We start from the raw sequence: 14,230 nt of genomic DNA on the forward strand, positions 1-14,230 counted from the left end.
GCAATGCTGCGATTTTATTTCCTTTGATGTTTAGCTTTATAACGGATCAACACTTTAACAGAGATCTTTAAAAAATAATATAAGGTATGTTTGCTCGGATGTAACCGAACGGCCTTAGCCGTTTGTAATAATGCCGGTTTTGAATCTGTATTATTGTGGTAAAGGCCATCGGCTATCATGGTGATGTAGTAGGCATATTTTTCCCTTGCTTTTCTTTTCAGTTTTTTTCTTTCCTTTATTGGAAGATAGTTTTGAATGGTGTCGATCACCGCAGAAATGTCTTTTATATTTTGCCCTGTTCGGAAAGAATTACTGGTGATATTATTATTGTGAACTCTGTAAAATGCAAGTGGCTTAGGAGAATAAGCAACCGGATAGTGAGCCGCAATTCGTGTCCACATCTCCCAATCTTCTCCGTAATGGACACCAAAAAAACTACCCAGATGTTCGTATACGGTACGTTTAACTACAATACAAGGGGTTTGCAGCAGCTGCCCTTGCGCTATTTTTAGTAGCCAGTTGTCAATTATTCCAGGTTCAGGAAGGATGATTTTACTGTCCCAAATTTCTTTATCGTTTTCATCGAAATCTGTACAACCGGTAAATGCCGCCCCAATTTCAGGATAGCTCTTAAATAAAGCATCTATTTCTTCATAAAATCCAGGCTTAACCAGATCATCCCCATGCAAAATATGAACCAATGTACCGATGGATCTATTGATACAGGTTTCAAAATTACGCAGGCTACCTACATTCCGCGTTTGTTTATAAAAACCTACTCGCCCTTTACCAATTTCATTTACCAGAGCCTCAACATCCCCGTCAGTACTGAAATCATCAATAACTTCTATCTGCATTTCTTCTGCAGAAGGGGCTTGTAATAAAACGCTTTCTATAGTTTTACGTAAATAATGGATGCAATTATAAGAAGGAATCATTACTGACCATTTTGGCCTGGAGACATTTAAAGATAGAGGCTCAATCTTAGGTGGTGATTTCGGGGTGCGCTCGAGCATAATTAATTTATATCGGTATCAATATTTATCACGTCAATAGTTTTTTATCCCGAAACAGTAATATTTCTGTAGCAGTACTTCTTGCGTATAAAAGTAAAAGTTTATTTTAATTTTGTTCCATACGTAATATAAAAACTTTTAAATTAATTGTAACAATTAGAAATGGGGTAAACTATGATCAATTTAAAAGAGGAGGCATTGGTTAGTGTCATAATCCCTTGTTATAACCACGGTAGATATTTGTCTAAAGCGATAGAAAGTGTGCTCGCACAAACCTATACCCATTTTGAAATTATAGTTGTAGACGATGGTTCTGGCGATAATACCAAAGAGACAGCCCAAAATTATAAAGAGGTTAAGTATATATACCAAATGAATCAGGGCCTTTCTGCGGCACGGAATACCGGTATTGATGAAAGTACCGGTGAATACCTGGTTTTTTTGGATGCTGATGATTGGTTATTAAAAGATGCATTAATGATAAATCTGAACTTTATACAAGCATCACCACAGCTGGCCTTTGTATCTGGTGGGTTCAGTTTTTTTTTTAACAAAGATCAGAAGATGTGGGATGAGACCAGCAAAGTTGAGTCTAATCATTACTGCCACCTTTTACAAAAAAACTTCATAGCAATGATCGCTACGGTGATGTTTCGCCGCTGGGTGTTTGATTCTTTCAGGTACGATACTACATTGAAGGTCTGTGAAGATTATGATTTATATCTGAAAGTTGCCCGCAGGCATCCCGTAGCCCACCATACTGAATTGATTGCGGTTTATTTTATTCATGATTCAAATGTCTCCAAAGGCTCGGTAAAGATGCTGAACACCGCCTTACAAATATTAGATGCACAAAAAAGCGGTTTGAGAAATGCCGAGGAAAGACATTGGTTCAATCTGGGTCAGACTTTTTGGAGAAAGTGGTATTGTACCCTCATGCGGGATGAAATGATTATGGCTTTAAATGATACTATGGAAGCAAATATGGTAACACTTAAAACTTTAAGAAAACACAATAAGCGATTATATTTTGATTTGATATTTAAAACAGTTTTAGCTTTTTTTAAGGTTGGGAAATAGAGTGATGTGTGTTTGTCTTATTTTAAAAGTTGTCTTGTTGCAGTTGTACTTTAAACTTTGGCCTAACCGAGCCAACCCAGTCGCCATACCATGCCGTATTCTCCCTAAAGTCCTCCACTTCAAAAGATAAGCATTCTTCAAAATCAAACAATGGACTGCTGGTGTTTTTAACAAATGACAGGTCTATGGAATAGGACCCATTATTCAGAAAGTCGCCAGGTATAGTACATTTCCCTTTAATTACCCCCTTGGTATATTGCTTTGAAGTTGAGGCGACATTAAAAACACATTCTCCCATTACGGTGTTTAATATAATGTTTACACCCAGATCCATTTCTTCCGCTGGTAAATACCAAAATTCGAATTCGATGAGCAGAGGTGTTCTGATGTCTATGATATTGCTGGAATCGGGATATTGTGGCAACATTTCGACACGTTTGATACGGACACTTTCATTTCCTGGCGCAGTGTCAGGGTCATCGTATATCCTGCTTAGATATAATGTTTGCTCACGCTTTAAATAATTGCCTATTACATCTTGCATATTTCCCATATCAATTAGCCGCCCTTTTTCAAGGTAGATTGCTTTGGTACATAAGCTTTTTAGCGCTTGCGAATTATGGCTTACAAAAAGTACAGTTTTGCCTTCTTCTGTCGACACCTGTTTCATTTTACCCAGGCATTTTTTCTGAAATTCAGCATCACCCACAGCTAATACCTCATCAACGATGAGGATTTCGGGATCCAAATGCGCAGCTATGGCAAATGCAAGCCGAACGTACATCCCGCTGGAGTAGCGTTTTACAGGAGTATCCAGAAATCGCTCAATACCGGAAAAAGCTACAATTTCGTCATATTTAGCTATGATCTCTTTTTTGTGCATACCCAAAATTTGCCCATTTAAAAAGATGTTCTCGCGGCCTGTCAACTCTAAATGGAAGCCTGTGCCAACTTCCAATAAACTTGCAATGCGGCCCTTGCCTTTAATGGTGCCGGTTGTTGGTAGCGTAATGCGCGACAGTACTTTCAACAGGGTTGATTTTCCAGCTCCGTTTTTGCCAACAAAGCCGACCACGTCGCCCTTCATTATCTCAAAATTAATGTCTTTAAGCGCCCATAGTTCTTTTCCTTTGTCGATATGGAGGTCGTTCGTTGCTGTATTATTGCCAATTGAAAATGTTTTCTTCCAGAGGTTTTGGAGATCTTCTTTAAATGATCCGGATCCTATTACGCCCAGTCGGTAATATTTTGATATGTTTTCTGCTTTTAGCATCAGGTTACTCATTCTTCATCGCTTAAATAATGTCCATTACCTCTGTTTCGCGTCTTTTAAATAAGACCAGACCCAGTATTAATAAAATAGTAGTATTAACAGTAGCCAACAACAAATACTGATATTGTATTGTTCCTACATTGAAAAACATGGCCCTGAATGTTTCTATAATAGGAGTTAAGGGGTTTAACCAAAATAGAAACTGATATTTTAATGGCACAATGGAACTGGGAAAAACCACTGGGGTAACAAACATACCTAAGCGGAGTATATATTGAAAAAAAGTATCTACATCTCTGTATCGTGCTGTAAAAACTGAAATCAATAGACCAGTACCTAATGCAAACGCAGCGGTTAATACAATTAGAAATGGAATAAGAAGCAATGATGTTGTGAGCTGAAACTGATGATACACGATGTGGTAATACAAAAATATAATGATAAACAATAAAAATTGTATGGATAGTCTTACTGATTGAGTGATAATGTTGCTTACTGGCATAATTAACCTGGGGAAGTATACTTTACTAAAAATTTCTGCATTGGTGATGAACGTATACATAGTGCCAGAGATGTTATCGAAAAAGAAAGTCCAGATGATGGTACCAGACAAATAGAATAGTATTTTAGGAACACCATCAGTTGATACCTTAGCAAAACTGCCGAACACAATCAAATAAATTAAAGTAGTTAAGAGAGGCTGCAAAAACATCCATATGGGGCCAATTATGGTTTGCTGGTAACTGGCAATTAAATCACGGCGCACAAAACGCATAATTAATCCTCTATAGGCATAAAGGTCGCGCAGGCCTAACTTAAACCAGGCTGGAGTACCATTTATTTCCCATTGCCAATCTGCAGTTGTATCTTCGTTTTTGTTATTATTCATTTTAAAGATAAATATTTATTTATATGCTAAATGTTAACTTTTTATCCAATTGTTAAGGTGAAAGGCAAATGTAGCCGCATCCCAGTTTTTAATCTGAAAGCGAGGGATAGCATATTTATTGGTATCTGTTGTGAAATGCTGAGCATGCGTGGTGAATGCCAGCTCTATACCGGAATCTGGTAAAATCGCTAAAGTGTCCTGATTGTGACCGCCATGTGGATAAGCTAGATAATTAATGGAGTTGCCTGTCAATTCTTTTAAAAAATTAATGCCACCTTGTATTTCATTTTTTTGATATTCATAAGAAAAATAGGGCAAGTATGGATGTGTCATCGTATGTGCGCCAATAGTAAAAAGCGGGCTTGATTGCAGGTCTAACAATTCTTTTTGATCCATTGTAAAATATTCCGGCCTTTTATTGGCATTGTTTGCCCAGACTTCAAGACTTTCAATAAAGGCCTGGTGTTGTGTTGAAGGCATTTTTCTAACCATATCACAAAGTTTGAGATACAGATCAAGCGGGTTTAGCGTATTGCCATTGTCAGCCTTGCCAATATTCCAAATCTCATCTTGCTGCCCGAGTATTAATTTATCGGGTAGGTGAGGTGATTGCAAACAAATACGTTCTAGGGCATCCCACCAGAATTCCGTTTGTTTTCCAATAGCGTCTGTAGGTATAAAAAAACTTGCCGGAATATCATATTTTTCAAGCAAAGATTTAGCTGCTAAATAATTGTCGTGATAACCATCATCAAAAGTAACAGCTACAGTTTTGGCTGGCATTTTGCTTTTTCGAGTTAGAATATCTGCCAATTCATCTACAGAAATTACATTGTAGGCTTTTAACACTTTTAAATGTTCTTCGAAATGTTTAGGATTAACCGCGAGGTCCCAAGGGTCTGATAGGGGTTTTGCTATCCGGTGATACATCAATACTACACCACGGCGAGCAAATTTATTTTTCACTCTGTATAGCAATGAACCTAACATTAAGCCTGTTTTTTTAATTGAACGCCAACAATGACACTATATGCTGTATCCCTTACATCAAGCTTTGATTGATCCACTTCAGACAGTCCAGCTCCATATAAAAAAGTTGTAGCTGCATATACGTTACCATAAGTTTGTATCTGAAAACTGTTTGCAGGGAATAGCTCCGTCAAAATACGCTTCATAGAGTGCTCATTAAATGACCATAGCCAGTATTGACCCCATTCTCCCCGATCGATTTGACTTATTCCCGGAGTTGTTATTAACAATATGCCATCTTTTTTGAGAATCCGGTAACAATGTTTTAGTGCGGAAGTATAATCATAAATGAGATGTAGTGTTTGTGTAAGTATAATACAATCAAAATGTTCCGAAGGTAAATGCTCCCCTTTACTCAAATCCCCAATATAGGTAGCACCAGGTGTGCCGGCATTTAAATGTAATACATCACTTTTGGTAACGTTGCTACCACCATATTTTAATGTATAGGCATTGTCTGCAATCTCCAGAACATTACCCTTGATGTGAACGGATTGTTCATCCAAAAATTTTTCAATATAATAACGATCTACAGCACCGCCACGATCAAAACCAAAATCATTACTAAATGGCATTACAGAATTAAAATCTCCCCAACTGATTTTGCCCTGTGGAGGTACAAATCCCTGATATAAGCCAATACGATTTATAAAACGTTTTACAAAAACAGGCAGGTTCTTCTTAATTGTAGATTTCAAACTATTAATCATCGTAATAAGTCAGGTCAAAATTATCCAATATATAAAATAAGATCTTGTTTAAGGTGTTTACAAAACTATGGCTCTAAGCTAAATAATTATAACATGAGTTGTTAAAATTTAAGAAAATTAATTTGACGTATTGCAACTTGATTTGTATGCTGTTATAAAAGTATTTGTCTTGAAGGATTTTAACGAAATTTAAAAAACATATATTTACATTTACAGAAAATGAAAACAACTTCTATTGTCACTGTAAATTTTAACCAGCCCCAGGTAACTATTGATTTTCTTAAATCTGTAAAAGTTAACACATCTGCTGAAAAAGTAGAGGTCATTTTGGTTGATAATGGGAGCAGGGAGGACCATGAAGAGGCTTATAAAGCAGTTTACCCCGAGCTGGTTTACATCAGATCGGCTGTAAACCTTGGTTTCGCCGGTGGCAACAACCTGGGAATTAAAGTGGCTACAGGCGATTTTCTGCTGCTGTTGAATAACGATACAGAGATTACAGGAAACCTGATTGAAACAATGATTGCTGAGTTTGACAGCCATCCCGAAATAGGGATCCTGTCACCTTTGCTTTTATATTTCGACCAGCCGGAAACTATACAATATGCTGGTTTTACAGCAATGAATTATTTAACCTGTAGAAACAAGGGTATAGGCAATATGGAGATCGACAGCGGGCAATATGATGATGATAGCAGGGAAACAGGGTTTTGCCATGGTGCTGCTATGATGTGCCGTAAATCAGATCTGGAAACCGTTGGCCTGATGGCGGAGCATTTCTTTTTGTACTATGAAGAATTGGATTGGTGTGAACACTTTAAAAAGGCGGGGAGAAAGATCTGGTTTACCGGAAAAGCTAAAGTTTATCACAAAGAATCGATCAGTGTTGGAAAAGAGAGTAGCATCAAAACCTATTTTATGACGCGTAACCGGATGCTTTTTATCAGAAGAAATACGGGCTTGCTTAATACAGTATTGTTTAGCATCTATTACCTGCTGTTTGCCTCTACCAAGCAGATTGTTGTTTACCTTTTAAATGGCCGGACAGATTTAATACCCTGGGTTTTTAAAGGAATACTTTGGAATTTTACCAATTCAAAAAATAGCCATAAACTTGGCTTTAAAATATAAAATATGATTATAGCTTTCTGGATTTGCCTCTTCATTATCATTTACACTTTTATTGGATATGGTCTTGTTTTGTTCTTTCTGGTTAAAATTAAAAGAATATTCACAAAACCACAGGTTTTTATACCTGTACCAGATGATCTTCCTAATGTTACCTTGTTAATAGCCGCCTATAATGAGGAGGACATTATTGCCGACAAGGTAAATAATACATTGGAACTGAATTATCCAAAAGACAGATTACAGATTGTCTTTATTACGGACGGTTCCAGTGACCGCACGGTTGAACGGTTAAGAAATAGGGAGGGCATTACTTTGTTGCATGAAGATACACGCGCTGGAAAAATGGCAGCCATTAAACGGGCCATACCTTTTATCAATGGAGACATCACTGTATTTACAGATGCAAATACCTTTTTAAATAAAGATGCCATCCTTGAGTTGGTAAAACACTATCAGAACAATAAAGTTGGTGCAGTGGCTGGCGAAAAAAGAATTTTGGTGGAAGATAAAGCCGATGCCAGTTCGGCAGGAGAAGGCTTTTACTGGAAATACGAATCAGCACTTAAAAAGTGGGACTATGAGCTATATTCTAATGTAGGAGCTGCCGGAGAATTATTTAGCATCAGAACAGCATTGTATCAGCCTGTTGAATCGGATACCATTATTGACGACCATATGATTGCCATGCGAATTGCTGAAAAAGGTTATGTTATTGCCTACGAACCCAATGCTTATGCCATGGAAACAGCCTCGGCAAATACCAAAGAAGAATTAAAAAGAAAAATAAGAATAGCAGCGGGAGGCATTCAGTCCATCTTAAGACTAAAGAAAGCAGCAAATCCGCTTTATTATCCTGTGCTCACATTTCAATATATCAGTCACAGGGTTTTAAGATGGACGGTTACCCCAATTTTGCTTGTAGTCACTTTTCTGTTGAATGGTTTAATTGTGTTAAATGGTGACAGAGGGATTTATCTGGTTATCTTTGGTGCCCAGGTTGTGTTTTACGTCCTGGGCCTGACGGGGATGATCTTTGAAAGAAGGAACATTAGAATCAAAAGTTTCTTCATCCCATATTATTTTTGTGTAATGAATTATGCAGTAATTGCTGGAGCCATCAGATATTTTAAAAGACAACAAAGCGCGGCATGGGAAAAATCTGAAAGAAAAACAGCTCAAACCTGATATTCCCAATAATTAAACCGATCTGTTTCTGCGGAAAAGGCCAGACTGACCACTATCCGGTTGTCGTCATTGAAGCTTACAATGTTAAAATCAGTATTGTTCCTGTGGACTTTATTTATTAAAGAGGGAATGTGTTCAAATGTATTATTTATGCCTTCTCCTGTAGCTTTAATCAATGCTTCTTTCCTGGTCCAGAGCAAATAAAAATGTTGTAAGGGATTATCACTTTCAGTTACGAATTCAATTTCCTCTTTATTAAAACAATTGTTCAAAACGTCAGTATACTTAAAAACGGTATTTACATATTCAACATCTATTCCAATATCGGCACTGCTAACAGCGATAAAAACGTATTTGGAAGTATGTGCAATGTTAAAATTTATACCATGTACCATTGGTTTACCGTTAGCTGCTTTATGAAATTTCAATTCTTCAGGTTTAATACGTAGAAAATCTGCTACTATTAGCTTTGAGAGGTGTTTGCCAACCACATAGTTTTTTTTATCAGCTGCAAGTCTGAACCTTAAAGCCTTTTGCTGTTCATCTAAAGTCAGCAAGAAATCCCGATTAATTTTGTCAAAGTACAATTCAGCATCTATTTTAAAAATATGGCTCTCCCTCTCCAAAAATAGGGCATGACCATGGTAACTATGCCAATCCAGATGTTTTATAGATGGATTCACCTTATTGTTAAATCTTATTTAATGTTTCCTGTAATATCCTGGCAAATTCTATATCGTTTGGATGGGCAAGCATGGTAATGTGATCACCCGGGATGTTCATGACGTCAACCCCTTTTTTGGCAAATTTTTTCCAGCCAAGATGTATTGGGTCATCTATATAATAGAGCCTTTTATTTACACTAAACAGGCTAACCTTGATATCAGCAGGAACAAGTCTGTAATTCCTGTGGGCTATATTATAACTTTTATAAATGTCTTTTTCTTTCTGTGATATCTGTTCATTTACGCCTTCGAAATTATTGGGTTTAAGAAAGTTTAATTTGTATTTCACATAATTTAACTGATAGGAGAAAGTTTCGTAAGGATATTTAATGAACGATTTGATCACGAAAGGAAACTTTTTAAATTGACGTATTATTTTCCTCGCCAAAATACTTCTGGTACTGGCAAAATTTTCATTGTTTCCTGCATAACAGTCAACTATCCCAACAAATTTTACCTGCCGACCCATAGCTATCAGCTGGCGTGCCATTTCGAAGGCAATTGTTCCGCCTGAAGAATAACCCGTTAAACAATATGGCCCTTCCGGATTAGATTCAATCATCTCCGATATGTATAAAGCAGCTATTTCCTCAATGGTATACAATAGTGGGCTTGGCTTGCTCAATCCTGCAGCCTGTAATCCATAAACTGGTTGCTCAGCATCAAGGTAGCCACTTATAAATTTAAACAAGAGAATGTTAAGACCTGCACCATGTATCAAATATATAGGGTCTTTAGTACCAGTCGGCTTGATCGGTACCAGGGCACCTAACTTTTCTTCTTCATTTGATTCAATTTTTTTTGCCAGTTTATTAATAGTTGAATTTTCAAAAAGAACGGCAAGGGGAAGACGTTTACCCGTTTCTTTTTCTATGGCTGACATCACTTTTACTGCCAGTAATGAATGCCCGCCCAGTTCAAAAAAATCATCTTCCAGACCAATATAATCCATTTCTAAAACGCTCTGCCAGATGCTCAGAATGACTTGTTCATACCTGTTTAATTCCTTTAGGTCTGTTTGCAGAACAGCGTTAGATTTGATCTGGGGTTGTGGTAGGGCATTTTTGTCAATTTTATTGTTCGGGGTTAAAGGAAAGCTTTTTAACACGACATAATCAACTGGTACCATATAATCTGGTAGATGTTGTCTCAAATTAATGGTCCAGTTCTCGGTGATAGTTTTAGGGATCTGTATTTGACTGGCATTTTGAGGATTCCTTGCGAAATCAGCAAGTTTTCGATTTGATAAAAATTCGCCAGAGGTATATTCAGGTAAGATCTGATCCAGTTGTGACGGGATAAAGATCACATCGAAATTTCCATCGGTACCATCTGTGCTCCATCTTACATGTGTTTGATAAGCCAGCTCAGCGCCCAAATTCCAAAAAAGTTCAGGGTCAAGGCCATCGTCAATTATGGCTAGCCTGTTTTTTATGGTCTTCATGTCAACAGCTTCCCCTTTGTTCATCCACTGATACAAAGTGAAGTCTTTAGCGGTCCGTTTATTTAAAATGTTTTTTACCTCAAAAATTTTGTTTTCATTCGATCTTAGAAGTTCTTCAAGTGTTGTTAAACTTTTAATCTCATCCCATGATAAGCTTAATGCCGGCTTTTCAGATTTATGTGTTGAATTTACATAGATCCAGATGTCATAGTGATATTTAACGGTTTCATTTAACCTAGTTCCTCTTCGCAACTGTACATCAACTCCGGTAATTGAAGGTATCAATGCTTTAAGAAGGTAAAAAAATCCAGGATCAGCAGTAAATTCATCTTCAATCTTTACCCGGTGCTGAACGATCTCCTTAAAATCGGCGAGAGTGGTGGTATCTTTCGACCGGGGTAAGTGATCTATGGCATGACACATTTCCAATGAATTTTTTCCTTGCATGTCACCTATAAATAGACAACCTCCATCATTGATCCTCTTTACAGACTCTTCAATAACTTTTAGAAAATATTTGCTGTCAGGAAAATACTGGGCCACACTATGGATGATGATAAGATCAAACTTCGCATCGCCAATACTGCTAAAATCATCTGCTGTGGCAACCCGAGCGGTAACATTTTTCCATTTTTCAGATTCAGCATTTATTGTTTGTTGCAAGCTCTCTATTGCCGTTTCAGCATAGTCTGTAGCGACATAAGAGGAGGCGCCAGGCGCAATTTCAAACATCAGTTGCCCGCCTCCGCTGCCAATTTCCAAAATATGTTGAGCTTTAAGCTTGTTGATCCGGTTTACCGAGGCCCTTAGCCATTCTTCAGATTGTTTCAAAAAATCTTCACTGTTTTCCAGTTGTTTGAAAAACTTACTGTCCATGTCTTCTTCAACAGAAGATTGTGTGCCATTAGATTGCACTTCCATATTATAAATGGTGTCCCATCTATCTTTCCAGGACAAACTATCGACAGTTCCAACTCCATCTTCTAAAACTACATATCCAACCAAACGTTTGTCGGATCTGCTATCTTCCCTTGCAATCACTACGGCCTGTTTGACATCATCCTGAGCAGATAAAACGGACTCAATTTCTCCTAATTCTATTCTGTGCCCCCGGATTTTAACCTGCTGGTCAATCCTTCCCAAACATTGTATCTCTCCATTTGCCAGACGGATTCCGAGATCACCAGTCCGGTATACTTTGGAGCCCGGATGCCCGGAAAAAGTGTCATTGATGAATTTCTCATCACTTAGTTCAGGCCTGTTTAAATAGCCGGCAGCAACGCCATCCCCTCCAATTAAAATTTCGCCCGAGGCACCTATAGCTACCTCTTGATTATGTTCATCAACTATATAAATCTGCGTATTGTTGATGGGTAAACCAATGGTCAATAGCCCATCGGTAGGTTTAATTTTTTTTATGGTAGACCAAATGGTTGTTTCTGTTGGTCCATACATATTCCATAATTCATCACAGCGGGCCATTATTTTTTCGGAGAGATCCTTAGGCAAGGCTTCTCCTCCACACAATACCTTCGGCAGATCTCCTCTTTTCCATCCGGCGTCAATCATCATTTGCCAGGTTGATGGCGTGGCCTGCATTAGGTTTATTTTTTTTGACTTTAATATATTTAGCAATAGCCGTCCGTCACGTGTGCTCTCCTGATCAGCAATGACCACTTCAGCACCTGTAATCAATGGCAGGTATAATTCCAGGCCGGCAATGTCGAATGAAATGGTGGTAATGGCCAATAAACTGTCATTAGCTGATATTCCTGGTTCATTTTGCATGCTCACTAAAAAATTAGCCAGGTTATGATGCGTTACCTTTACACCCTTAGGTTTTCCTGTTGATCCCGAAGTATATAATATGTAGGCAAGGTCATTGCCACCTAATTCTATAGTGCGAGATACTTCTTCAAACTTGTCCAGTTGCGACCAGATTTCTTCGATTATAAATTCACTGGCTTCCGTCTTGTATTTTTGCTGATAGGATTTATTGGTGATCAATACTTTAGTAGCAGCATCCTGCAACATAAATTCGATTCTTTCATGCGGATAAGACGGGTCCAGGGGAATATAGGCAGCGCCCGCCTTGAGTATACCCAACAAAAACACCAGCATTTCCATCGATCTATCCACGCAGAGTCCAACAGTATCCCCGGGTTTAACACCTTTATCAAGCAGATAGGAGGCTAACTGGTTGGTTTTTTTCCAAAGTTGCTGATAACTCATGCTTTTACTGCTGAAGCTGACAGCTGTATTTTCCGGATACCTTTTTGCGGCTTCCATAACCAGCTCGTTTATGTTTTGGTTTACATGCCTTTGTACATTTACCGGAGGTTTTATAATTTGGTTTTGTTGCTCCGGTATACCTGTTAAAAGAGCAATGGTACTTTCCGGACTTTTTACGATTTTTTCGAGAATTGAGCGGTATTCTTTATGAAAACTTTCAATGGTCTTCTCGTCAAATAAATCTGTGTTATAAGACCATTCGAGTAGGATGCCATTTTTAGAACCAGTTGCATTGAGATAAATCTCAAAATTTTCATACGACCTGGGGTTACTGAATAAAGCATGCTGCAGTTCATCAAATGATACAGCCTGATCCATTCCCATGTCAATATTAAATATTACCGGTACCAAAGTAACCCTTGAACTGTCTCTGGGTATATATAATTTCTTTATCAATTCACCAAAGGTCAGTCTCTGATGATCATAAGCATCAAGTATTTCGCCTTTACGCTTTTTTAAATAATCAGAAAAAGACTGTGCCGGCTCTATATGTGTTTTGAGTGGCAATAAATTGACGCAATGCCCAACCACATTGTATAAACCACTTGCTGACTGTCCTGAAGCGGGCAGACCTACCACAATGTCCTGCTCTCTGGTTCTGCTGTACAATAATATTTCAAAAGCAGCCAGTAAGGTGGTAACCAGGCTGGCACCCGCCTTGGCGCCAGTATTTTTTATCTGCGTTAAAAGTGTTCCGGTTAAAGGATGGTCAATTCGTTTTGCTTTATATGATCTGGGCGCTAATCTTGGGCGATCTGTTGGCAGATCTACCATCGGAATTTTGCCTTTATATTGGTTTAGCCAGTACGTTTCAGTTTTTTGATAAGACTGACTTAATTTAAAACGGGCTTGTTCAGTCGCGTAGTCACTGATTTGATAAGGCTTAGCAAGAAAAATTTCTTCCCCTTTTAAATAGCTGTTATACATTTTGCTGAGGTCTTCCAGCATAATGCCGGTAGACCAGCCGTCACCAATGATATGATGCTTTATAATGGTAAAGTAATGCGTATTTTCATTCAATTTATGAAGCAGTACTTTAAAAAGAGGGCCTTCCTTTAAATCGAGTGGTGTATTTACTGCCTTTTGTATTACCGCATTTAATTGTTTCCGTTGGTTTGCTTCATCCGGATTGGTAATATCCTCCAACGCAAACTCCATATTCCAGTTTTTATAAATGATTAGTTTTTCTCCATCCGGACTTACAGTAGACCTGAGTGCTTCGTGGCGTAAAATCAGGTTTTTTATTGCTTTGCTAAAACAATCGAAATCAAATCTGCCATTAAATTCCAGAGAAACAGATTCGTTGTAAGATAAATTAGCTTCTTCTCCGCCCAAGATACAGGAAACCCATATTTCTCGCTGAGAATCATTTGTAAAAGTAATTTTCTCTATCACTTTTCCCTCTTCAAAGGGGTTAAAGTCAATAGGCTTAAGAACAGGTATATTGCTCATTTGA

General features: G+C 37.9%; 10 protein-coding genes. 3 read left to right on the forward strand and 7 right to left on the reverse strand.

Going from position 1 to position 14,230, the window contains the following annotated elements; all coding sequences use genetic code 11:
- Window positions 1-14: 14 nt before the first annotated feature.
- On the reverse strand, window positions 15-1,016 hold the full coding sequence (locus PHEP_RS10040) for a glycosyltransferase family 2 protein (protein ID WP_015807842.1): 1,002 nt from the start codon (window positions 1,014-1,016) through the stop codon (window positions 15-17).
- A gap of 174 nt (window positions 1,017-1,190) precedes the next feature.
- Between PHEP_RS10040 and PHEP_RS10045 the strand changes: the two genes are divergently transcribed.
- Window positions 1,191-2,096, forward strand: coding sequence for a glycosyltransferase family 2 protein (locus PHEP_RS10045; RefSeq protein WP_015807843.1), 906 nt, complete (start codon window positions 1,191-1,193; stop codon window positions 2,094-2,096).
- 22 nt (window positions 2,097-2,118) lie between these two features.
- On the opposite strand, the gene PHEP_RS10050 is transcribed toward PHEP_RS10045, so the two are convergent.
- The 4 genes from PHEP_RS10050 to PHEP_RS10065 are packed head-to-tail and all read right to left on the reverse strand — an operon-like array spanning window position 2,119 to window position 5,985.
- On the reverse strand, window positions 2,119-3,381 hold the full coding sequence (locus PHEP_RS10050; protein ID WP_015807844.1) for an ABC transporter ATP-binding protein: 1,263 nt from the start codon (window positions 3,379-3,381) through the stop codon (window positions 2,119-2,121).
- A 10-nt stretch (window positions 3,382-3,391) separates the two neighbouring features.
- Complete coding sequence (locus tag PHEP_RS10055; protein WP_015807845.1) at window positions 3,392-4,258, reverse strand: ABC transporter permease; 867 nt, start codon at window positions 4,256-4,258, stop codon at window positions 3,392-3,394.
- 33 nt (window positions 4,259-4,291) lie between these two features.
- Window positions 4,292-5,248: a polysaccharide deacetylase family protein gene (locus PHEP_RS10060; protein WP_015807846.1), complete on the reverse strand. Its 957-nt coding sequence runs from the start codon at window positions 5,246-5,248 to the stop codon at window positions 4,292-4,294.
- On the reverse strand, window positions 5,248-5,985 hold the full coding sequence (locus tag PHEP_RS10065) for a methyltransferase domain-containing protein (protein ID WP_162141648.1): 738 nt from the start codon (window positions 5,983-5,985) through the stop codon (window positions 5,248-5,250). Before PHEP_RS10065 ends, PHEP_RS10060 begins: the two co-directional genes overlap by 1 nt.
- A 231-nt stretch (window positions 5,986-6,216) precedes the next feature.
- On the opposite strand from PHEP_RS10065, the gene PHEP_RS10070 reads away from it, so the two are divergent.
- Together PHEP_RS10070 and PHEP_RS10075 are read left to right on the forward strand one after the other, a co-directional pair.
- Window positions 6,217-7,128: a glycosyltransferase family 2 protein gene (locus PHEP_RS10070; RefSeq protein WP_015807848.1), complete on the forward strand. Its 912-nt coding sequence runs from the start codon at window positions 6,217-6,219 to the stop codon at window positions 7,126-7,128.
- Window positions 7,129-7,131: 3 nt separating this feature from the next.
- Entirely contained in the window at window positions 7,132-8,313 is a 1,182-nt protein-coding gene (locus PHEP_RS10075) for a glycosyltransferase family 2 protein (RefSeq protein WP_015807849.1), read from the forward strand.
- Here the strand turns inward: PHEP_RS10075 and PHEP_RS21990 are convergent.
- Entirely contained in the window at window positions 8,304-8,870 is a 567-nt protein-coding gene (locus PHEP_RS21990; protein WP_143715726.1) for a 4'-phosphopantetheinyl transferase family protein, read from the reverse strand. The genes PHEP_RS10075 and PHEP_RS21990 overlap by 10 nt on opposite strands.
- 133 nt (window positions 8,871-9,003) lie before the next feature.
- Window positions 9,004-14,226, reverse strand: coding sequence for a non-ribosomal peptide synthetase (locus tag PHEP_RS10085; RefSeq protein WP_015807851.1), 5,223 nt, complete (start codon window positions 14,224-14,226; stop codon window positions 9,004-9,006).
- Window positions 14,227-14,230 lie beyond the last annotated feature (4 nt).

The organism is Pedobacter heparinus DSM 2366 (genome assembly GCF_000023825.1).
In the GTDB taxonomy this organism is placed as follows: domain Bacteria; phylum Bacteroidota; class Bacteroidia; order Sphingobacteriales; family Sphingobacteriaceae; genus Pedobacter; species Pedobacter heparinus.

Bases quoted from the DNA above. Each gene is read 5' to 3' on its own strand.
- PHEP_RS10040 (WP_015807842.1), bottom strand. From the start codon at position 1,016: ATGCTCGAGCGCACCCCGAAATCACCACCTAAGATTGAGCCTCTATCT.
- PHEP_RS10045 (WP_015807843.1), top strand. From the start codon at position 1,191: ATGATCAATTTAAAAGAGGAGGCATTGGTTAGTGTCATAATCCCTTGT.
- PHEP_RS10050 (WP_015807844.1), bottom strand. From the start codon at position 3,381: ATGAGTAACCTGATGCTAAAAGCAGAAAACATATCAAAATATTACCGA.
- PHEP_RS10055 (WP_015807845.1), bottom strand. From the start codon at position 4,258: ATGAATAATAACAAAAACGAAGATACAACTGCAGATTGGCAATGGGAA.
- PHEP_RS10060 (WP_015807846.1), bottom strand. From the start codon at position 5,248: ATGTTAGGTTCATTGCTATACAGAGTGAAAAATAAATTTGCTCGCCGT.
- PHEP_RS10070 (WP_015807848.1), top strand. From the start codon at position 6,217: ATGAAAACAACTTCTATTGTCACTGTAAATTTTAACCAGCCCCAGGTA.
- PHEP_RS10075 (WP_015807849.1), top strand. From the start codon at position 7,132: ATGATTATAGCTTTCTGGATTTGCCTCTTCATTATCATTTACACTTTT.
- PHEP_RS10085 (WP_015807851.1), bottom strand. From the start codon at position 14,226: ATGAGCAATATACCTGTTCTTAAGCCTATTGACTTTAACCCCTTTGAA.